At 37.7% G+C, this 21647-nt stretch carries 20 protein-coding genes and 1 other annotated feature; all 20 genes read left to right on the top strand.

The window, feature by feature from the left end:
• Window positions 1–5 precede the first annotated feature (5 nt).
• The 20 genes from thiI (at window position 6) to O0236_RS06155 (ending at window position 21635) form a co-directional block, all read left to right on the top strand.
• Entirely contained in the window at window positions 6–1223 is a 1218-nt protein-coding gene (gene thiI, locus O0236_RS06250) for a tRNA uracil 4-sulfurtransferase ThiI (protein WP_268913251.1), read from the top strand.
• A gap of 71 nt (window positions 1224–1294) precedes the next feature.
• Window positions 1295–1804, top strand: a complete 510-nt coding sequence (tpx, locus tag O0236_RS06245; RefSeq protein ID WP_268913250.1) for a thiol peroxidase — start codon at window positions 1295–1297, stop codon at window positions 1802–1804.
• Between the two features lie 26 nt (window positions 1805–1830).
• Window positions 1831–2037 (top strand) — a binding site (T-box leader).
• Window positions 2038–2081: 44 nt separating this feature from the next.
• A complete protein-coding gene (locus O0236_RS06240; RefSeq protein WP_268913249.1) occupies window positions 2082–4733 on the top strand; it encodes a valine--tRNA ligase in 2652 nt (883 codons plus the stop codon).
• Between the two features lie 88 nt (window positions 4734–4821).
• The gene (locus tag O0236_RS06235; protein ID WP_268913248.1) at window positions 4822–6144 is read left to right on the top strand and encodes a bifunctional folylpolyglutamate synthase/dihydrofolate synthase; all 1323 of its coding nucleotides are present in this window, start codon (window positions 4822–4824) and stop codon (window positions 6142–6144) included.
• Between the two features lie 137 nt (window positions 6145–6281).
• Window positions 6282–7286 carry a rod shape-determining protein gene (locus tag O0236_RS06230; protein ID WP_268913247.1) on the top strand — a complete coding sequence of 335 codons (1005 nt, stop codon included), beginning with the start codon at window positions 6282–6284 and terminating at the stop codon, window positions 7284–7286.
• A 71-nt stretch (window positions 7287–7357) separates the two neighbouring features.
• Entirely contained in the window at window positions 7358–8206 is an 849-nt protein-coding gene (gene mreC, locus O0236_RS06225; RefSeq protein ID WP_268913246.1) for a rod shape-determining protein MreC, read from the top strand.
• A 15-nt stretch (window positions 8207–8221) separates the two neighbouring features.
• Window positions 8222–8749, top strand: a complete 528-nt coding sequence (gene mreD / locus O0236_RS06220; protein ID WP_268913245.1) for a rod shape-determining protein MreD — start codon at window positions 8222–8224, stop codon at window positions 8747–8749.
• A gap of 26 nt (window positions 8750–8775) precedes the next feature.
• Complete coding sequence (locus O0236_RS06215; protein ID WP_268913244.1) at window positions 8776–9465, top strand: septum site-determining protein MinC; 690 nt, start codon at window positions 8776–8778, stop codon at window positions 9463–9465.
• Entirely contained in the window at window positions 9458–10264 is an 807-nt protein-coding gene (gene minD / locus O0236_RS06210) for a septum site-determining protein MinD (protein ID WP_268913243.1), read from the top strand. Before O0236_RS06215 ends, minD begins: the two co-directional genes overlap by 8 nt.
• Window positions 10265–10711: 447 nt before the next feature.
• The gene (locus O0236_RS06205) at window positions 10712–11365 is read left to right on the top strand and encodes an amino acid ABC transporter permease (protein WP_268913242.1); all 654 of its coding nucleotides are present in this window, start codon (window positions 10712–10714) and stop codon (window positions 11363–11365) included.
• Window positions 11366–11376: 11 nt separating this feature from the next.
• The gene (locus tag O0236_RS06200; RefSeq protein ID WP_268913241.1) at window positions 11377–12015 is read left to right on the top strand and encodes an amino acid ABC transporter ATP-binding protein; all 639 of its coding nucleotides are present in this window, start codon (window positions 11377–11379) and stop codon (window positions 12013–12015) included.
• A gap of 4 nt (window positions 12016–12019) precedes the next feature.
• Window positions 12020–12877, top strand: coding sequence for an amino acid ABC transporter substrate-binding protein (locus O0236_RS06195; RefSeq protein ID WP_268913240.1), 858 nt, complete (start codon window positions 12020–12022; stop codon window positions 12875–12877).
• A gap of 125 nt (window positions 12878–13002) precedes the next feature.
• A complete protein-coding gene (yfmF, locus tag O0236_RS06190) occupies window positions 13003–14280 on the top strand; it encodes an EF-P 5-aminopentanol modification-associated protein YfmF (RefSeq protein ID WP_268913239.1) in 1278 nt (425 codons plus the stop codon).
• The gene (yfmH, locus tag O0236_RS06185) at window positions 14267–15550 is read left to right on the top strand and encodes an EF-P 5-aminopentanol modification-associated protein YfmH (protein ID WP_268913238.1); all 1284 of its coding nucleotides are present in this window, start codon (window positions 14267–14269) and stop codon (window positions 15548–15550) included. The genes yfmF and yfmH overlap by 14 nt, the downstream gene beginning before the upstream one ends.
• Before the next feature lie 79 nt (window positions 15551–15629).
• Window positions 15630–16634, top strand: coding sequence for a helix-turn-helix domain-containing protein (locus O0236_RS06180; RefSeq protein ID WP_268913237.1), 1005 nt, complete (start codon window positions 15630–15632; stop codon window positions 16632–16634).
• Window positions 16635–16655: 21 nt separating this feature from the next.
• Entirely contained in the window at window positions 16656–17237 is a 582-nt protein-coding gene (gene pgsA / locus O0236_RS06175) for a CDP-diacylglycerol--glycerol-3-phosphate 3-phosphatidyltransferase (RefSeq protein WP_268913236.1), read from the top strand.
• Window positions 17238–17305: 68 nt separating this feature from the next.
• Window positions 17306–17776: a nicotinamide-nucleotide amidohydrolase family protein gene (locus O0236_RS06170; RefSeq protein ID WP_268913235.1), complete on the top strand. Its 471-nt coding sequence runs from the start codon at window positions 17306–17308 to the stop codon at window positions 17774–17776.
• Between the two features lie 93 nt (window positions 17777–17869).
• Window positions 17870–18943, top strand: coding sequence for a recombinase RecA (recA, locus tag O0236_RS06165; protein ID WP_268913234.1), 1074 nt, complete (start codon window positions 17870–17872; stop codon window positions 18941–18943).
• A 212-nt stretch (window positions 18944–19155) separates the two neighbouring features.
• Entirely contained in the window at window positions 19156–20736 is a 1581-nt protein-coding gene (rny, locus tag O0236_RS06160) for a ribonuclease Y (protein ID WP_268913233.1), read from the top strand.
• A gap of 101 nt (window positions 20737–20837) precedes the next feature.
• Window positions 20838–21635: a TIGR00282 family metallophosphoesterase gene (locus O0236_RS06155; protein ID WP_268913232.1), complete on the top strand. Its 798-nt coding sequence runs from the start codon at window positions 20838–20840 to the stop codon at window positions 21633–21635.
• Window positions 21636–21647: the final 12 nt, after the last annotated feature.

Genomic DNA, 21647 nt, shown 5'->3' with positions numbered 1-21647 from the left:
AATTAATGAAGTATACGGAAATCATGGTTCGTTATGGCGAACTATCAACCAAGGGTAAGAATCGTAAGGATTTTATCAAACAACTTGGCAAAAATGTCCGCGCAGTTTTGACTAATTATGGTGAAGTTGAGGTTAAGGCACAACGCGACCGGCTTCACGTTGATTTGAATGGTCAAGATGACAAGCCTGTTATCGAAAGCCTTAAGCAAGTTTTTGGAATTGAAAACTTTTATCCATCAATTAAAATCGCTAAAACGATGGATGCAATCAAAGATACTGCCTTGCAAATGGTTAAAGAACAATATTCTGCCGGCAAGACATTTAAAATCAATACTCGCCGACAAGATAAAAGCTTTGAATACCATACGGATCAAATCAACAATATGTTGGGTGATTACATTCTTGAAAATGTCGATGGAATTAAAGTCGATGTCAAGAATCCAGATATTGAAATCAGAGTTGAAGTAAGAATGAACGGCGCTTACTTATCATCTGAAAAAATCAAAGGTGCTGGTGGATTGCCAGTTGGAACCGGTGGTCGTGCATCAATGATGCTTTCTGGTGGTATTGATTCTCCAGTTGCTGCATACATGGCAATGAAGCGTGGCGTTAAAATTGATATGATTCATTTTTATAGTCCTCCATACACTAGTGAGCAAGCTTTAGCTAAAGCTAAGCAATTGACCTCAGTGTTAGCTAAATATTCTGGTGGTATTCAATTCATTGCTGTGCCATTTACTGAAATTCAAGAAACCATCAAGGAAAAAGTTCCTGAAGGTTATTTAATGACGATTCAACGTCGAATGATGATGAGATTGGCTGCTGAAATCACCAAGAATCGTCACTGTACCGGAATCTTTAATGGTGAAGCTTTGGGTCAAGTGGCTTCACAGACTCTTGAAAGTATGATGGCAATCAATGACGTCACTTCAATGCCAGTGCTCAGACCATTAATTTCCATGGATAAAACTGATATTATTGAAATTTCTAAGGATATCAATACCTTTGATTTGTCAGTATTACCATTTGAAGACTGTTGTACTATCTTTACACCACCTGCACCTAAGACTCGTCCAGATTTGGAAAAGTCACGGAAATTTGAACAGTACATTGACGTTGATGGATTAATGCAACGTTCTATGGCTGGCATGCAAATCTTTGATATTAAGCCTGATGAAGATTATATGAACGTAAATGCAGATGTTTTTGCTGAACTTTTGTAGGATTTACTGGTAGTTTTGCAGTTTCTATTTTAAAGTAGACATAACCTTTGATTACTAAGGAGTGTTTTAATATGCAAATAACTGTTAGCGGCAAAGAAGAACAACTTTATGGGAATCCACCAGTGAATGGTGATAAATTACCCAAGTTTAAGTTGGAAGATGCAAACGGTAATAAAGTTAAGACTGCTGATCTATTAGGAAAAGTAACGTTGATTTCAACAATTCCTGATATTAATACTGCGGTTTGTTCTATGGAGACACGTAAGTTTAATCAAGAAGCTGATCATTATACTGACGCTCAATTTGTAGTAGTTTCTAATAATACAGTTGAACAACAAAAAGATTGGTGTGCTGCAGAAGGAGTCGAAAATATTCGAATGCTTTCTGATGAACAACTTTCACTTGGCTATGCCATGGGAGTTTATTTGCCAAACTTTGGTGCTTTAGCTAGAACAATTTTTATTGTTGATAAGGTTGGGACCGTTGTTTATCGACAAATCGTTGACGAATTACATGATGAACCAGATTATGCTAAAGCACTTGCAGCTTTGAATAAAGTTGCAAATCGGATTGACGAGTAGACAAATGTCGCTTATTATATAATTTATAATCTGCAATGAACAAGAGAGTAACCTATAGACGATTTCAAGAGAGAATGTCATTGGTGGGAGACGTTTAGTCAATATAGTGTGAAGGTAGCTTGTGAGCAATCCATTCGATAATGAGGGTGGATCGGTTAGTTCGACCGTTATTCGATATTAAGTGGGGTTTAATAACCCAATTTAGGTGGTACCGCGAGCACTTCGTCCTAATTTTTTTAGGATGAGGTGCTTTTTATTTTGAGAAAGAGGCGATGAAATGACAAAGGAAATGTCGACAAAGTACAACCCAACAGAGGTTGAACAAGGTCGTTACGATAAGTGGCTCGAAGATGATGTATTTAAACCAAGTGGAGATAAAAAGGCTAAACCATATTCAATAGTATTGCCTCCTCCTAATGTTACTGGAAAGCTTCATTTAGGGCATGCTTGGGATACTACTCTCCAAGATATGATAATTCGCCAAAAGCGGATGCAAGGTTTTGACACACTTTGGGTTCCGGGAATGGATCATGCGGGTATTGCAACACAAGCTAAGGTTGAAGCTAAGCTTCGTGATCAAGGCATTACCCGGTATGATTTGGGACGTGAAAAATTCGTTGAAAAAGTATGGGAATGGAAAGATGATTTTGCTGCTACTATTAAAAAGCAATGGGGCAAATTAGGACTTTCTCTTGATTATTCTCGCGAACGATTCACTCTTGACGATGGTTTGTCTAAGGCCGTGCGTAAGGTGTTCGTTCAACTTTATAACAAAGGCTTGATTTACCGTGGGGAATACATTATTAACTGGGATCCCCAAGCCAGAACGGCTTTGTCAGATATCGAAGTTATTCATCAAGATGACAAAGGTGCTTTTTATCACGTAAAGTACCCATTCACGGATGGAACAACTTTTGATGGCAAGGACTATATTGAAATCGCCACTACTCGTCCTGAAACGATGATGGGTGATACTGCTGTTGCAGTTAATCCAAGTGACGAACGATATAAGGATTTAGTTGGTAAAAAGGTCTTGGTACCATTGATCAACCGTGAGGTACCGATAATTGCGGATCAATACGTAGATCCAGAATTTGGTACTGGGATGGTTAAAATTACTCCAGCCCATGATCCTAATGATTTTAAAGTTGGTAACCGTCATGACTTGGAACGTATCAACACCATGAACGATGATGCCACAATGAATGAAAATGCCGGCAAGTATGCTGGTATGGATCGTTTTGAAGCTAGAGAAGCTATGGTTAAAGACCTTGAGGATGAAGGATTAATGATCAACATTGACCCAATCGTCCATTCAGTTGGTCACTCAGAGAGAACTGGGGTTCAAGTTGAAGCCAGATTGTCTACTCAATGGTTCGTTAAGATGAAACCATTGGCTGAACAAGCTATTAAGAATCAAGATACTGATGACCGTGTAAGTTTCTTCCCAGAAAGATTTGAGGATACCTTCACTCAATGGATGGAAAACGTTCATGATTGGGTTATTTCTCGACAACTATGGTGGGGTCACCAAATCCCAGCTTGGTACAACAAACAAACAGGTGAGACATACGTTGGTGAAGAAGCACCTAAAGATATCGAAAATTGGGAACAAGATTCTGATGTTTTAGATACTTGGTTCTCATCTGCTTTATGGCCATTTTCAACTATGGGTTGGCCTGATGATACAGAAGATTTCGAACGTTACTTCCCGACTGATACATTGGTTACTGGATATGACATCATCTTCTTCTGGGTATCAAGAATGATTTTCCAAAGTCTTGAATTCACCAAGAAACGACCATTCAAAAATGTTCTTTTGCATGGTTTGATTCGTGATGAACAAGGTCGAAAGATGTCTAAGTCATTAGGTAACGGAATCGATCCAATGGATGTTATCGACAAGTATGGTGCCGATGCACTTCGTTGGTTCCTATCAACTGGGACAACTCCTGGTCAAGATTTAAGATTTAGTTATGACAAGATGGATTCTGCATGGAATTTCATTAATAAAATTTGGAATGCTAGTCGATTCGTAATTATGAATTTAGATGGCATTACCAAGCCTGAATTGCCTGATAAGTCAGAATGGGAACTATCTGACAAGTGGATTTTAAGTCGATTGAACGAAACCATTGGTCACGTTACTCGTGAGTTTGATAAGTTTAACTTTGGTGAAGCTGGTCGTGCTCTATATGACTTTATCTGGAACGATTTCTGTGACTGGTATATCGAAATGAGTAAGGAAGCTTTGGCTAGTGAGGATGGAGATTCTAAGCGAAACACTCAAAACGTATTAGCTTACGTGCTTGATAAGATACTCAAGTTACTTCACCCAATCATGCCATTCGTGACTGAAAACATTTGGCAATCAATGCCACACGAAGGCGATACCATCGTTAAGGCGGCATATCCAGTTGTCGATGATAACTTGAATGATCCTAAAGCTGAATCAGACATGGATTCATTGATCGATTTGATCAAGGCAGTTAGAAATATTCGTTCAGAGGCCAATGCACCTATGTCATCACCAATTGATTTGTTGATTTCAACTAAGAGTGCAACTTTGAAGGCCATTTTCGAAGAAAACAAACCTTACATTGATCGCTTCACTCACGATAAAGAATTGCAAATTGCTGATGAAATTCAAGCCCCTGATTTAGCAATGACATCTGTGATCACTGATGCTACTATCTATGTTCCTTTGGCAGAATTAGTTGACCTTGGTGAAGAACGAGACCGAGTTGCTAAAGAAGTTAAAAACTTTGAGGCCGAGGTAACACGAGTTGAAAAGAAATTAGGCAATGCTCGTTTTGTCGATAATGCTCCTGAGGACGTTGTTGAAAAGGAACGTGAAAAGCAAGCTGATTACCAAAACAAGTTGTCTGCTGCTAAGCAACGTTTATCTCAAATCGAAAGCCAACTATAATAAACTGTGTTGTACGTTATTAAAAGTTATTAATAACGGAGCCGTAACAAATTGGTTTTGTTACGGCTCTTTTTAAGGGGTAATTTATTTGAAAACTTATGAAGAGGCATTGGCTTTTATTCATGGCCGAACCAAGTTTAAAAAAATTCCAACACTTGATAGAATGAATCGGTTTTTAGAATTACTTGGCAACCCACATCAAAAAATTCAGGCAATTCACATTGCAGGAACTAATGGTAAGGGCTCAACGCTAACTTATTTGCGAAACATTCTGCAAGCGGATGGCTATTCCGTTGGAACTTATACTTCACCGTTTTTGATTAAGTTCAATGAACGCATTAGCGTTGATGGCCAACCAATTGCTGATGATGAAATTCTTAGGTTAGCCAACCTAGTTAAACCTGTGGTTGATCAATTAGACGACACATTGCCTGAGGGTGGCCCAACCGAGTTTGAAATCATCACCGCAATGATGTTTTCTTATTTTGCTGAAGGGCATGCTGATATTGTCCTTGTAGAAGTTGGATTAGGTGGTCTGTATGATTCTACTAATGTGGTTACACCACTTGCATCAGCAATTACATCAATTGGGTACGATCATATGCAAATTTTAGGTAATACCTTGAGCGAGATTGCAGCTCAAAAGGCAGGAATAATTAAACCTAATGTACCCGTGGTCATTGGCAAGTTGGAAAGTGATCCTTTGAAAGTCATTGCTAAAACAGCTGCCAACCATGACAGTCAACTATTTACTTTGGGAAAAGAATTTGATGTTTCTACTCCTAAAGTAGACAACTGGCAACAGTCATTTGAATATTCTGGATTCGACGCTGACATACAGTTGACGTCACAACTGTTAGGTGATTATCAAGCTCAGAACGCAGCGATTGCGATTTCATTGTATTTTGTATATTGCAAATTGTTGAAGAAGAAAGCGGCAATCAGCAGTGTGCTTAAAGGAGTTGCTAATGCGCAGTGGGCAGGTAGATTTGAACGCATATCAACTAACCCTACGATAGTTATTGATGGTGCTCATAATGTCCCTGCAGCAAAGCAGCTCACAACATTGTTGAATAATAGTTACTCTAAAGGCAAGATTTATATGATAATTGCTGTGTTAGCTGATAAGCAGGCCCAAGAAATAGTTAGTGAGATGGCGCAGGTTAAGAATGCTGAAATTACTTTAACCACATTCCAAACACCAATGAATCGGAAATTATTCGACGCAAATCTGGTTGAAAAACAAGAAGCTAATAAAAAAGTCGCTGTTACTTATCAACCAGATTTCAAGTCAGCGATTATGAAAGCTGAGGAAAAAATGAATTCTGATGACCTATTGTTAGTAACTGGTTCGTTGTACTTTATTTCAGAAGTTAGAGCCTATTTGCTAAAATATCATGAGCAAATTTAAGGTTTGTTTTAAGATAATACGTTGATTTTTTGGAAACAATTTATTTTTGACTTTGATATGCTATACTTATTTCGTTAAAGATTAAATTGCAAATTAACTAATAAAAACTTTTTTATGAATTGAAGGGATGGAATACCGTGTTCGGATTAGGAGAAAAAAATATCGGAATCGATCTGGGTACTGCTAACACGATCGTTTACGTTGATGGTAAGGGGATTGTCCTTCGTGAACCATCAGTTGTCGCTAAGGGTACAAAAGATGGTGAAATCATTGCAGTCGGTGAAGAAGCTAGAGCAATGATTGGAAGAACTCCCGGTAGTATTCAAGCAGTAAGACCAATGAAAGATGGAGTTATTGCAGATTACGATACAACTGTTGCAATGATGAAATACTTTATTGAAAAGGCATTAGGTCATTCATCTGGAAAACCTTATGTAATGGTTTGTGTTCCAACTGGTATTACTGCTGTCGAAAAGCGAGCAGTAATCGATGCTACTCGTGTGGCGGGTGCTAGAGATGCTTATGTCATTGAAGAACCTTTCGCTGCAGCAATTGGAGCTGGTTTGCCAGTTATGGATCCAACTGGATCAATGGTTGTTGATATCGGTGGCGGTACCACTGATGTTGCAACGATTTCATTAGGTGGAATTGTTTCAAGTCGTTCAGTAAGAATGGCTGGAGACAAGTTAAACGATGCGATTATCGGTTATGTTCGTCAAAAGTATAACTTGTTGATCGGTGAAAGAACTGCAGAACAATTGAAGTGGGATATTGGTTCAGCTTCTGCTGAGGCCGCTAAGGAATTATCTCCAGTTGCTATTCGTGGTCGTGACTTAGTTAGCGGATTGCCTACAACTGTTGAGGTTAGTGGTTCAGATGTTAATTCGGCCATTTCAGAGTCTGTTGAAGAAATTATCGAAACAGTCAAAGAAACATTGGAAGAAACTTCTCCAGAAATTGCTGCCGATGTTATTGATCATGGTATCGTTCTTACTGGTGGTGGTGCACTTTTGAAGAACCTTTCTGAAGTAATCGCTGATGAAACTCAAGTTCCTGTAACTATCGCTAATGATCCATTGGATTGTGTAGCTGTTGGAACGGGTGAATCATTGAAGAACATTAACGTAATCAAGAAAAAATAATAATAGTGTCGTTTAAGCCTTAGGTTAATCTTAGGGCTTATTTTATGAACGATTAGCTGATGGAGGCAATTATGCAAAAGTTCTTTTCCAACCGAAAGTTGGTAATAATTATTATATGCTTGATCGTTAGTTTCGGATTGATGACCTTATCTGTGTCTGTGCGTAATAAGCGCAGCACGCCACCAATCGTTCAACAATTTGGGAATGATATCGTTGGTTTTGGTGATCGTTTTGTTTCCACACCTATGAATGGAATTCAAGATGGGTTCGTATCGATGAAGAATTTGTTAAATACGTACCAAGAAAACGAACAATTGAAATCAAAAGTTGATCAATTAGTTCAAACTCAGGTTAAAGATCAAGCATTGGAAAAGGAAAACCAACAACTTAAACGTCAATTAAGAGTTGGTGAAACGATGACTAGTTACAACAAGATCAACGCCGCAGTGATTGCCAGAACACCTTCATCTTGGGCTAGCCAATTGATAATTAACAAGGGTCAAGCAGCCGGAATCAAGAAGAATATGCCGGTTATCGCTGGTAAGGGTCTTATTGGAACTGTTTCAGAGGTTAATAAAACTAACAGTAAAGTTGTGTTAATTTCTAATACTTCTGAAAATTCGAACCGATTTGCCGTTCAAATAAATGCTACAGGCGGAAAATCCTTAAACGGAATTATCACTGGTTATAGTGACGATACTGGTGAATTAACTATGGGTAATATCACTTCTAAGACTAATATTGCCAAGGGTGATAGCGTATCAACATCAGGACTTGGTGGAGTGATTCCTCAAGGTATTTACATTGGTAAAGTTGATAACGTTAGCAAGGACGATTATGGTCTAGCTAAAAAAATCCACATTAAACCAGCAGCTGACTTACACGATATTCAAATAGTTACTGTTGCAGTTAAAAAGTAATTGGGGGCTGGTATAGTGAGAAGAAGAATTCCGGTTTCTGTTGTCTTTGTGATTGGTTTAGTGCTGATGTTCTATTTGGATGGTTCAATCAGTCAGGTGTTTTCTAATTGGCTATACGCCACTCCGAATTCAATGGTTCCATATTTAACTTTAATGTGGTTGAGTATGACAGCTTTTTTTACCAACTCATTAAAAACTACTCACGTAATCGTGTGGGCAGCTATTATTGGTTTTGTGTTTGACCTTTATTACACTGGTTTACTTGGGGTATACGTGTTTGTATTCCCACTGGTGGTTTATATTGGTCAGTCAATTTACGAGCTAATGCCACGTAATTTCTTTAGTGGATTTTTAGTGTTTTTTATCGACATTACCATAGCTATCAGTTTGAATTTCTTAGCTAATATTTTTGTCGGCCAAGTTGATCCATCTGCTACGACCTTTTTGGTAAATGCGTTGGCGCCAACTTTGGCATTGAACTTGTTTTTCTTTGCGATTTGTTATTTTCCAATCGAGTCGTTATATGCTGAACGCAGACGATAATTGGAATTATAGGGGGTAGATCAACGTTGGCAGACGCAGCAGTATTAAAAGGTAGTAATGATGGCTATGAAATAATTTTGAGTGATCGTGCCGCATACGACGATATTTTTAAATCATTAGTCAAATTACTGGATGGTTTAAAAACTCAAACAGCATCCACTAAACCGCAAAAGATTGCTTTTGAGGTAACAACTGGAAAACGGTTATTTAGTGCTGAAGAACGTTCAGAGATTGAAAAAGTATTTGCGGATTATCCTGATTTTTCAATTCATAAGATTATTTCAGAAGTAGTAACAAAAGAAGAATCCAGACGAATGATTGAGCAACAAACTGTTCATATTCTTGATAAAACAATCCGGAATGGGCAAGTTGAAACAGTTACTGGGGATGTTCTCTTCTTAGGGGACGTTCACGAAGGTGGTAAACTATTCGTTAGTGGTAATTTGTTTGTGCTTGGTAGTGTTGCTGGAATTATTCAAGCTGGATACCCCAATGCTGAAGATAAATTGATCATTGGGGATGTACATAACGCTCAACAAGTGAGAATTGGTGAGCAATTTGAAATTCTAGATGATTCACCTCATAGCGACAAGATCAACAGTTCAACGGTTGCATATGTTAATGATTTGCATATTTTGGATTATGGCGAAGTTGAAAATGTAAGTGAGATCAACCCAAAGTTCTTTAACCAGATTGGAGGAATCAATAATGGGTAAAGCGTTAGTTATCACCTCAGGAAAGGGTGGAGTCGGTAAAACGACTTCATCTGCCAATATCGGAACTGCACTTGCCATGATGGGTAAAAAAGTAGTTTTAATGGATTTAGATATCGGATTGAGAAACCTTGATGTTGTATTAGGATTAGATAATCGAATTATGTATGACATCGTCGATGTTGCTTCAGGAAGAGCCAAGTTAGCTCAGGCTTTGGTCAAAGATAAGCGATTTGACGACATGCTTTATTTATTGCCTGCCGCCCAAAACGCAGATAAAACTGCTTTGACTGCCGATCAAGTGGTTGAGATTGTTGATGAATTAAAACCTGATTTCGATTACGTTTTAATTGATTGTCCTGCCGGAATTGAGACTGGGTTCATGAATGCGATTGCTGGTGCTGATGGAGCATTGATTGTTACCACACCAGAAATTTCAGCTGTTCGTGATGCTGATAGAGTCGTAGGATTATTAGAAACTCATCCACTTCAAGAGGAACCATTATTGATCATTAACCGGATCAGAACTCATATGATGAAAGACGGTTCGGTAATGGATATTGATGAAATCACTCATCATTTAGGCGTGGAATTATTAGGAATCGTCTTTGATGATGATGCGGTTATTTCAACCTCTAATCGTGGTGAACCAATTGTGTTAGATTCTGATAACCCTGCTGGTCAAGGATATCGTGATATTGCTCGTCGAATTACGGGTGAATCCGTACCATTGATGGAAATGAAGGAAGAATCTGCTCCTTCTTTCTGGCAAAAATTTACTGGTTGGTTTAAAAAGAATTAATTAATGTCTTGACGAATGGAAAGACATTAAGTATTATTTAGTTAACATTTTGACATGAATAAAAACGTTGATCAGAAATCTAAGTGACGTTTAACGACAGAGAGCCCTTGAAAGCTGAAAATGGGGTGTTAAGCTAGCTTAGTTCACATCTGGGAGTTATTTTCTTGAAACCAGTAATGGTGTAGGGAAGAACGGTGAGCACGTTATTGCTGAAGTTTAGTTATTTAAACTCTTGAGGTCTGCAATTGTAGACAAATATGAGGTGGAACCGCGGTATTATTCGCCCTCTTAGGCTTAGTAGCCTAAGAGGGCGTTTTTTGTTTTAAATAACTAAACTTCTTGAGGTAATGTATGTGAATACGTTACAAATTGAGGTGGAACCGCGAAAACCATCGTCCTCTTGGTATGTTTATTTACCAAGGGGACTTTTTTATGGAGGAATTTATTATGTTAAATTATTTAGGACAAATATTACCAGCGCTATTATCTGGTACTAAAATGACTTTGTCAGTATTCTTTTGGACACTGATAGCCGCAGTTCCATTAGGAGCGATTGTCGGTCTGGGCATGATCAGCAAATTTAAACCCTTGGTTTGGTTAATTAATTTTTATGTTTGGTTGATGCGGGGAACACCACTGTTGTTGCAATTAATTATTGTATTTTATGGGTTGCCATTGATGCACCCATTCGCAATTGTTTTTCCAAGATATGAAGCCGCACTGTTTGCTTTTATTTTGAATTACACAGCTTACTTCGCCGAAATCTTTAGAGGAGGCTTTCAAGCCATCCCTAAAGGACAATTTGAAAGTGCACGAGTATTACGTCTAACCTATTGGCAGACGATTAGATACATCGTTATTCCTCAAGTCTTCAAGATTGTTTTACCTTCAATTGGTAATGAGGTCATTAACTTGATCAAGGATTCTTCATTGGTTTACGTAATTGGCTTAGGAGATTTGCTAAGAGCCGGAAACGTTGCCAGTGCTAGAGATGTTACCTTGTTACCACTGCTGTTTGCAGGTGTGATTTATCTATTGCTAACAGCTGTATGTACCGTTGTTTTACGATTAATTGAAAAGAAATCTAGTGTTTGGAGATAGGGGTGTTATCGATGTTAGAAGTTAAAAATTTAGTTAAGCGATTTGGTAGTCGCACGATTATCAACAATTTATCCGTCAAAGTAAATGATCAAGATATTTTGTCAGTGGTTGGTCCTTCTGGTGCCGGAAAAACAACCTTATTGCGTTGTATTACTGGATTGGAACGAGTTGACTCTGGAAGCTTTTATTGGGACGATCAGGAATTTGATCCAACCGATGCAAATCCACAAAATATGATTATCGGCGTCGTCTTTCAAGATTATCAATTATTTCCTAATTTAACTGTGCTAGATAATATTACCCTCGCCCCAAGATTAGTTAAGGGAGCCAACACGGAAACCGTAAAACAAGATGCCAAAGATTTATTGGCTAGATTAGGCTTGGCTGGTAAGGAAAATCTTTATCCCTACCAACTTTCTGGTGGTCAAAAGCAGCGAGTAGCCATCGTTAGAGCTTTAGCCATGAATCCGAAGGTCCTTTGCTATGATGAACCAACTTCAGCGTTGGATCCGGAGTTACGTGATGAAGTTGCTAATATCATTATTGATTTGAAGCAACAAGGTATGACACAAATCGTTGTAACCCATGATATGGATTTCGCCGAAAAAATAGCTGATAATATTTTGCGAGTTGAACAGTTGAAGGGATGATTGGATGAAAAGAAAATTCGTCAAAAGCATGCTGGCAATCGTCTTGTTGCTAATGCCAATGTTTTTATCTGGTTGCCGAATCGAGTCAAGACAAAAATTAGAGACTCGTCCAGACACGTGGGCAACTGTTAAGAAAAGTAAACGCATCGTCATTGGTTTGGACGATAGTTTTGTGCCCATGGGTTATCAAACCAAGAGTGGCAAAATTGTTGGCTATGATGTCGACCTAGCAAAAGCAGTTTTTAAACAATATGGTATTAAAGTAGATTTTCAACCAATTGACTGGTCCATGAATATCACTGAGTTGAGAAATGGGACAATTGATTTAATTTGGAATGGTTTGTCGATTACTCCAGAGCGATCAAAACAAATCGATTTTAGTACACCTTACTTAATTAATGATCAAATACTGGTTACTAAAAAACGAAACAACATAAATAGTTTTGCCGACATGAAAGGCAAAGTTGCTGGGGTGCAAACAGGTTCTGCAGGGGCAATGGATATTGATAATCAACCTAAGTTGTTAAAGGATCGAATTAAAGGCAATTCACCAGTTCTATATGATTCATTTACAGATGCCTTTATTGACTTGAACTCCAATAGAATTCAGGGATTGTTGATCGATAGTATTTATGCTGATTACTACATTGCTCACCAATCAAATCGGTTATCATATAAAATCGTTAAGAGTGAATTCCCGAAAGAATCTTACGCAGTCGGAATTCGCAAAGGTGATACCAAGTTAAGACTTAAGATTAATGAAGGTCTAAAGCGATTAGCTAAAGATGGGAAACTAAAACGAATTGATCAAAAGTGGTTCGGTCAAAAAGTGTCATCGCCATTAGTAAAAGAAGATAAATAACCCAAAGAGTAACTTAGACAGAGCTTCATAAGTTGCTCTTTTTTTATTTATTTGTCAAAATACGGTTGAGATTTTCACGCGGTTAATTTAGTATGAAATCTGTGATTCATCCAAGGAGGATGCTTGTGGACAAAAATAAATCAGACAACTTAAAAATTGTTACTTACGACACTGATAAATTTAAAAATACTAAACTTTCGATTTATTTTAATTTGAAATCGGATGCTAAAAATTTCGCTAAGATGGCAATGTTGAGTGAATTATTAGGCAATGCAACTCAAAAGTACTCTAGTGAAACCGAAGTTTCCAGACAACTATCCCGCATGTTTGGTGCTAGCTTTGGAGTCACTGTGCTTCGTTATGGCGATATTCACACGCTAAGAATCAATATTAGTTTTCCTAACGATAAGTACTTACCTGATAATCAGCATGTCGGTACAGCAATTATTGGCTTTCTAGATGAAGTTATTAACCATCCTTTAACTGATAATAATCGATTTGAAGAAACCTTCTTCGAATTGCATAAAGCCAACTTGTTAAACTACTTCAACTCAATCATTGAGGATCGTGATTACTACGCTAATATTCAGTTGCAAAAATTGATGTTTCCAAATGATATCAATCATGGCAGCTTCTTGTATGGTACAACAGACCAGTTATCAAGTTTAGATTCTGTTGCAGTTTATGAGTTCTATCAATGGTTACTAGTAAATGCTAATGTAATGGCGTTTGTTGGTGGGCACGTAGAATCGGATTTTGTTGATGAATTAAGGCAGATTTTGCCTGATTCAAATCATAAATTTGAACGTTTGGACCCGTTTGTTAAATTACCAGAAAGCAGTCAGGTTCTTCGTGACGAAAAGAGTTTGGATATTGAGCAAACCGTTTTAACCATGGGTTATGAATTACCAGTTTATTCCGGTGATCCATTATACTTTCCAGCTGTAATTTTTAATCAATTACTTGGAGGTTCGCCTCAATCTGTATTGTTTACTGATGTACGTGAAAAGCAGAGTCTCGCTTATGATATTTCATCTTCATATAATTCGTTAAATGGCTCGCTAACTGTTTCAGCGGGGATTTTACCTCAAAATCAAGCTTTAGTTGAGAAATTAGTGGCTGAGTCAATTGATAAAATTGCTGGTGGAAACATTGACAATGCAGTAGTTGATGGAATTAAACAATCATTGATCGATCAAAGAAAATCAAGTGCTGATTCTTTAGGTTCTCAATTAGGAAAATTATTCATTAAGGAAATTGTTAATGAAGATACAGATGATGCTAAGTATATTGATGGTGTCAATGCCGTTAGGACTGAAGCACTGATTGAATTAGCTAATAAGTTAAAACTAAGGGCGGTCTATTCTTTGAAGGGCAATGGTGAGCGCGATGAAGACAATTAATTATCCAAATTTTGATGAGCAAATTTTATCTGAAACGTTGCCAAATGGATTGAAGGTTTTTCTTAACCCTATGGCTGGATTTAAACGAACTTCTGCTGTCTTGAGTGTTAACTATGGTTCTGCAGATACAAGCTTTGTTAGGGACGGCAAGCTGATTAATCAGCCGGCAGGAATCGCACATTTTTTGGAACACAAAATGTTTGATAAGAAAGACTATGACGTGTTTGAATTGTTTAATAAAAATGGCGGTCGTTCTAATGCCTACACCTCATTCACCAAAACAAACTATGTGTTTTCTTCAACAGACAACGTTAACGAAAACTTAGAGTTACTTCTCGATTTTGTAATGCAACCTTATTTCACTGAAGAAAAAGTAAATCGCGAAAAAGGGATTATTGCTCAAGAAATTAATATGTACAAGAATGATCCAGATAACCAACTATTTACTACCAGTGTGCAATCGATGTATCCCGGTACTGCTCTGGCTGATGATATTGCCGGTTCGGAAGAATCGTTATCAGAAATCACAGTTGATGATTTAAATTTGGCCTATGACACGTTTTACCGTCCAGAAAATATGACTTTAATGATTAGCGGTAATTTAATACCCGATGAAATCATGGAATTAGTTAAAACTAACCAAGCGAAGTACCCTAAGCGAGATATGGATGTCAAATTCATTAATCCTCAGCCAAAGAATGAAACAGGTGAAACACGCATTTTATCGATGGATGTTTCAAGACCTAAAGCATCATTTACTCTTCGTGGCAATATTAACTTAAAGAAGGGTCAATCAACTATCAGTCTAAAAGACGAATTAGGGTTGAGCTTATTGATGAACTTGTTCTTTTCCGAAAATTCTGTCCAGTATGATGATCTGTATCATCAAGGAATTATTGATGACTCGTTCTCATTTGAAGTAGAAGTCGAGCGAGGGTTTGAATTTGTGATGCTAGCTGGAGATACAGATAATCCTGAACAACTTGTTGGTAAGTTACATGATATTGTTGATCAGATACCTGCACTAATTGATACCAAACAAGAAGAGTTTGAACTACAAAAGCGAGAACTGCTTGGCAATTATATTGCGATGATGGATTCACCTGAGGCCATTACCAATCAATTTTATGGGTTTGGGGATGGTCCGCAAACGGTATATGATGAAATTGAAGTAATTAGCAAGTTGACGCTTGAAGATATTAAGCAAATTAGCGCTGACTTTTTGGCAAATTATACGCCAGGCTGTGTGACAATTGGAAAGAAAGTTTAAATAATTTTTAAGTGTCAAATTTGATGGAAATCATATGATATACTGAAAATAATGATAAAAAAAGCAATGGAGAGTCAGTATGGATAACGAAAACCAATCTGAAACAATTGGACAAAAATTGCACGATGCAAGAGTTGCCAAAGGATACACTCTTGATGATCTGCAAAAGAACACTAAAATTCAAAAACGTTACTTGATGGCAATTGAAGAGAACGATTTTGATGCACTACCTGGAGATTTTTACGTCCGGGCATTTGTAAAGCAATACGCAGATTCTGTTGGACTTAATGGACAGGAACTGTTAAATGAATTTAATCATAATTTACCAGACACTGAGGCTCCAGAATATGTTGATCGGGTGAATGATGATAATCCGCAAACTCGTTCTGTGCAAAGAAAAGCTGATGAACGAAGTGAAAAAATCAGACGCTATATTCCAATCGTGGTTGTTTCAATTATCGTATTAATTATTTTGATCGCAATCTGGGTAGCTGCTGCAAAAAGCACACACAATACGAATAAGACGGAAATTGAAACTAGTAAAGTATCAGTTTCCGGTTCAGATTCAAGTGCAAAAACTAATTCTTCAAGTAGTACTAAGAAGGCACCAGCCAAGAAAGCAACTACAACCAGTTCCAAGGCAGTCACATTCAAACAACTTTCAGCTTCTGGCAGCGATGTTACCTACCAAGTTAAAGGTGCTAAAAAGACTCCTGCCATCAAATTAGCCGTTGTTAAGGCAAATGGTGCTGACACCTCTGCTTGGATTTCTGTAACAGCAGATGGTAGTTCGTTATGGCAGAATACATTGGCCTCTGGTAAAAGTCACACTGTGACATTGCCATCGGGAACTTCATCAGTCACAATTAACTCTGGTAATGCTCCAGCAACTAATATTTCTGTTTCTGGTAAGCAAATGAAGCTTCCTAGTTCAACCAGCCAAGTTAGAAACGTAGTTTTGCAATTTAATAGTTCTAACAACACATCATCAACAACTGATAACACGACAAATGGGACTACCACTGACGGTACAACTGGTACAAATTCTGATACAACTGGTACAGGTACCACTACTGGATATTAATTAAAGATATGGGGAATTAAAATGAATTTACCTAATAAATTAACCATTTTTAGAATTATATTGATTCCATTTTTTATCTTAGTGTTAGCAACTCCGATTACAATGGGCTCATTTGCGGTTGGTGGAACGGTACTAACAGGTGCTCGTCTGATAGCTACGCTGATTTTTATTGTGGCTTCGATCACTGATTTTTTGGATGGTCAAATAGCTCGAAGAAACCATTTGGTTACCAATTTTGGTAAATTTGCTGATCCACTAGCCGACAAAATGTTAGTTATGACTGCATTTATCTTCTTGGTGGAATTAAATATGGCTCCCGCTTGGGTAATTGCTATCATCGTCTGTCGAGAGTTGGCAGTGACGGGTCTGCGATTAATTGTGGTTGAAAATGACGGAGAAGTCATTGCTGCCGCTTGGCCTGGAAAAATTAAAACAACTACTCAGATGTTGGCTATCATATTCTTGCTTTTAAACAATGTATTCTTTACAGCAATCAATTTCCCAATCGGACAAATCTTGCTATACATCTGTTTATTTTTCACGATTTACTCAGGAATTGATTACTTTGTACAAAATCGTAGTATCTTTTCAGATTCTTTTTAAAAATTTTGCAAAAGAAGATAAGCTATTATCTTCTTTTTTTCGTATCTATAACTTTAGGAGGCGCAAACATGACAATTCAAGAACAACTTGTTCAATTATTAATTGATAAAAATATTACAATCACTGCAGCCGAAAGCTTAACTGCTGGTCTTTTTCAAAGCACTATTGGAGAAGTTCCGGGGGTCTCAACCATTTTTGAAGGTGGCTTCGTGACGTATTCGAATGAGGTTAAGGAACAAGTTTTAGGTATCCCCAAAGAAGTTATTGATACTTATGGTGTTGTTAGCGGTCCGACTGCCGTTTGGATGGCAAGCCAAGCCAAAACTATTCTTCAAAAAGATATCGGGATTTCTTTTACCGGAGCTGCTGGACCAGATTTATTAGAAGGTAAAGCCGCTGGGACTGTTTATATTGGTATTGCTTTACCGAATGACCAAGTATATTCTCGTGAATTCAAATTTAGCGGTTCTAGAAATGAAATTCGAGAAGAGTGTGTGAATCAAGGTTTAAAGTTGATCTTGTCAGAAATTGAAAAATAAACGAACTTTTGTTCGCATTTTTGTTGATTTTTTGATGAATCATTAGTATAGTGAACTAGTAATCATTTCCTGACGGAAAATGGGAGGTAACGAATGGCTGACCAAAGAAAAGCTGCCTTAGATAAGGCTTTAAAGGGTATTGAAAAAGAGTTCGGTAAGGGCTCCATCATGCGAATGGGCGATAAAGCCGATACTCAAATCTCAACTGTTCCAACTGGTTCTTTAGCTTTAGATGAAGCTTTAGGAGTAGGTGGATACCCTCGGGGACGAATCGTTGAAATTTATGGACCTGAAAGTTCTGGTAAAACTACGGTGGCATTGCATGCAGTTGCCGAAGTTCAAAAGCGTGGAGGAACTGCAGCGTATATTGATGCTGAAAATGCACTTGATCCAGTTTATGCCACTCATTTAGGCGTAAATATCGATGACTTACTATTGTCTCAACCTGATACAGGTGAACAAGGACTAGAAATTACAGATGCTTTGGTAACTAGTGGAGCAATTGATATCGTAGTTATTGATTCAGTTGCTGCTTTAGTTCCTCGTGCTGAAATCGAAGGAGAAATGGGTGATACCCATGTTGGACTTCAAGCTAGATTGATGTCACAAGCACTTCGTAAATTATCTGGAACGATTAATAAAACTAAAACAATTGCGTTATTCATTAACCAAATTCGTGAAAAAGTTGGTGTTATGTTCGGAAACCCTGAAACAACTCCTGGTGGACGAGCATTGAAGTTCTATTCAACTATCAGACTTGAAGTTAGAAGAGCAGAACAAATCAAAGATGGTACTGATATCATTGGTAACCGAGTTAGAATCAAAGTGGTTAAGAACAAGGTTGCGCCACCATTTAAACGTGCTGAAGTTGATATTATGTACGGTCAAGGTGTTTCTCAATCTGGAGAATTAATTGATATGGCTGTTGAAAAGGATATCGTTAATAAATCCGGTTCATGGTACTCATATGGTGAGGAACGAATTGGCCAAGGTCGTGAAAATGCTAAGGCATACTTAGTTGATCATCCTGACATTTATGCAGAGGTTAAAACTAAGGTTCGTGATGCATATGGTATTCCTGATGTGGATGATGATGGTAGCAGTGGTAAAGCAAAAACTGATGCAACTGTTGAAGATGAAACATTAGATTTAGATACTGATAAATAATATAATCATTTAGTTATTAAATTATGCTAAAAAGGCACTGATCTATTTTGATCAGCGCTTTTTTGATTATTGTAATAATAGGTTAGTTAAAACTATAAGATGATTGACACTGTCACAACAACACATTAGAATGATAGTTGTGTCAATAATCAAATAACATCTTATTATTGGTTAATACTATAATCATTTTATGATGATTTGGAGGTGAAGCCATGAATTTGGCTGGAATAATCCTCGCAATCATCGCTATTCTTGTTGTTGGTATTGTTGGATTTATTAGTTTTCGGATGGGCACAAACATCCAAAAGAAGAATCAATTACGTGAAGAACAAGCTACTAACAGTAGTGCTAACGAAATTATTGCAGAAGCCAAAAAGCAGGCTGATACATTAGTTAAGGAAGCAAAATTAACTGCCCAAGAAGACAATCATCGTTATCGAAGTAACGTTGAGAACGAATTGAAAAAACGTCGTTCAGAACTTCAAAAGCAGGAAGATAGATTGTTGCAACGTGAAGAGGCTCTGGACAGAAAAGATAATTCTTTTGAAAAACGGGAGAACAGTCTTAACCGGAAAGAGCAAAAAATTAATAAAGAACAACAGCAGTTACTGTTACAACAAAAAGAAGCAAACTCACTTATTGAAGCGCGGCAATCAGAGATTGAAAAGGTAGCTGGATTATCAAGCGAACAAGCACGAGATCTGATTTTGAAGGAAACTGATGCACAGTTAGCAGATGAAAAGGCTCGCATGGTCAAAGCAAGCTATGATAAAGCTGCTGCTGAAGCTGATGAAAATGCCAAAAACTTAATCGTTGATGCAATTCAACAAAGTTCGGCGGATGTCGTTTCTGAAACAACTGTCACAGTTGTTAACCTGCCTAACGAAGATATGAAGGGTAGAATTATTGGTCGTGAAGGCCGTAATATTCGAACTTTTGAAACCCTTACTGGAGTCGATTTGATTATCGATGATACTCCGGAAGCGGTTGTCCTCAGTGGCTTTGATCCAATTAGAAGAGAAGTTGCCAAAATGACTCTCGAAAAATTGATCAAAGATGGTCGAATTCATCCAGCTCGGATTGAAGAGATGGTTGATAAGAGCCGTAAGGAACTTGAACAGAGAATCCAAGAAATTGGTGAAGAAGCGCTGTTCGAGCTAGGAATCCATTCCATGGGTCCTGACATGATTAAGCTAGTTGGTCAGTTAAACTTCAAGATTGTTAATGGTCAGAATTTGCTGAGTCATTCAATTGAGGTTGCTAGATTAACTGGCGCATTAGCGTCTGAATTAGGTGAGGATGTTACTTTAGCTAAACGCGCAGGATTATTACACGATATAGGTAAAGCCACTGACAGCGGCGTTGAAGGTTCACATGTCGATGTTGGTGTAGATTTAGCGAAGAAATATCATGAAAGCGCAGTGGTCATTGATTCCATTGCTGCTTACCATGAAGGTAATCAACCAGAATTTATTATTTCTGAATTGGTTGCTGTAGCAGAAAAAATTGCAATTTCTAGACCAGGTGCATACAGCGAATCTTTGGAAAGCTTTGTTCATCGTCTAGATAGTTTGGAAAAAATCACTGATAGTTTTGATGAAGTTAAAAAGAGTTACGCTATCCAAGCTGGTCGAGAGATCAGAGTGATTGCTAAACCAAATGAGGTTTCAGATATTCAGGCAATTGCACTTTCAAGAAACATTAAACAAAAAATTGAATCTGAAATGAAGTATCCGGGACATATTAAAGTCACGGTAATTCGAGAAGTCAGATCAGTTGAATACGCAAAGTAAAAGATCAGTTGTTGACTGGTCTTTTTTCTTTTATAAATGGTAAAATCGTAACTGTTAATTAAACTAAATTGGATTGATAGAAAGTAATGAGGAATTAAAGCATGCGGATTCTTTTCATCGGGGATGTTGTTGGAAATAAAGGAATAAAAATGATTCAAGATTATGTTCCTAGTTTAAAACAGGAACATCGACCTCAAGTCACTATTGTGAATGGTGAAAATTCAACACCAATGGGAAGAGGAATCAACCTAAGTGGTTATAAAAAAATGATGTCGTCAGGAGTTGACGTGGTTACTCTTGGAAATCACGCTTGGGGTAACCCAGAGCTAACTGATTTCATTGATGACGCGAAACGATTGATTCGTCCATATAATTTTCCTGGAAACGATGTTCCCGGACGAGGATATACGATTATTAATGTGAATGGTTTCAGATTAGCTGTTATGAATTTTCAGGGTCGCGTTTTCTTGGATAATTTGGATGATCCTTTCACACAAGCAAATGAATTAGTTGATGAACTGAATGGCGATGCTGACGCATTCTTTATTGATTTTCATGCTGAAGCGACTAGCGAAAAGTTAGGATTTGCTAAGTACTTAAGCAGTAAAGTATCTGCAGTTGTTGGTACGCATACCCACGTACAAACTAATGATGCTAGAATTTTAAATGGGAAAACCGCCTTTTTGACTGATGCAGGGATGACCGGTCCAGCGAACGGAATGCTTGGCATGAAGGAAAAAAGTGTTATAAATAGATTTATTAATCAACGACCAGCTCGATTCCAAGTTGATGAAGATAGTCAAGGAATTATCAGTGGTTGTATTATCGACATTGATGAAAAAACAGGTAATGCCACTCATATTGAAACCATCAATCGAATGGAGAATGGCTGGGATTAAGGAGAGTTTAGA

This window comes from Lentilactobacillus sp. SPB1-3 (genome assembly GCF_026913205.2).
In the GTDB taxonomy this organism is placed as follows: domain Bacteria; phylum Bacillota; class Bacilli; order Lactobacillales; family Lactobacillaceae; genus Lentilactobacillus; species Lentilactobacillus terminaliae.
This window is presented reverse-complemented; position numbering and strand designations above follow the sequence as displayed.

What these genes read in the sequence shown, in the direction of transcription:
- O0236_RS06170 (WP_268913235.1), top strand. Translation starts at nt 17,306, where the DNA reads ATGACAATTCAAGAACAACTTGTTCAATTATTAATTGATAAAAATATT.
- pgsA (WP_268913236.1), top strand. Translation starts at nt 16,656, where the DNA reads ATGAATTTACCTAATAAATTAACCATTTTTAGAATTATATTGATTCCA.
- thiI (WP_268913251.1), top strand. Translation starts at nt 6, where the DNA reads ATGAAGTATACGGAAATCATGGTTCGTTATGGCGAACTATCAACCAAG.
- O0236_RS06180 (WP_268913237.1), top strand. Translation starts at nt 15,630, where the DNA reads ATGGATAACGAAAACCAATCTGAAACAATTGGACAAAAATTGCACGAT.
- O0236_RS06205 (WP_268913242.1), top strand. Translation starts at nt 10,712, where the DNA reads ATGTTAAATTATTTAGGACAAATATTACCAGCGCTATTATCTGGTACT.
- minD (WP_268913243.1), top strand. Translation starts at nt 9,458, where the DNA reads ATGGGTAAAGCGTTAGTTATCACCTCAGGAAAGGGTGGAGTCGGTAAA.
- O0236_RS06155 (WP_268913232.1), top strand. Translation starts at nt 20,838, where the DNA reads ATGCGGATTCTTTTCATCGGGGATGTTGTTGGAAATAAAGGAATAAAA.
- tpx (WP_268913250.1), top strand. Translation starts at nt 1,295, where the DNA reads ATGCAAATAACTGTTAGCGGCAAAGAAGAACAACTTTATGGGAATCCA.
- O0236_RS06200 (WP_268913241.1), top strand. Translation starts at nt 11,377, where the DNA reads ATGTTAGAAGTTAAAAATTTAGTTAAGCGATTTGGTAGTCGCACGATT.
- O0236_RS06195 (WP_268913240.1), top strand. Translation starts at nt 12,020, where the DNA reads ATGAAAAGAAAATTCGTCAAAAGCATGCTGGCAATCGTCTTGTTGCTA.
- O0236_RS06240 (WP_268913249.1), top strand. Translation starts at nt 2,082, where the DNA reads ATGACAAAGGAAATGTCGACAAAGTACAACCCAACAGAGGTTGAACAA.
- mreC (WP_268913246.1), top strand. Translation starts at nt 7,358, where the DNA reads ATGCAAAAGTTCTTTTCCAACCGAAAGTTGGTAATAATTATTATATGC.
- rny (WP_268913233.1), top strand. Translation starts at nt 19,156, where the DNA reads ATGAATTTGGCTGGAATAATCCTCGCAATCATCGCTATTCTTGTTGTT.
- yfmH (WP_268913238.1), top strand. Translation starts at nt 14,267, where the DNA reads ATGAAGACAATTAATTATCCAAATTTTGATGAGCAAATTTTATCTGAA.
- recA (WP_268913234.1), top strand. Translation starts at nt 17,870, where the DNA reads ATGGCTGACCAAAGAAAAGCTGCCTTAGATAAGGCTTTAAAGGGTATT.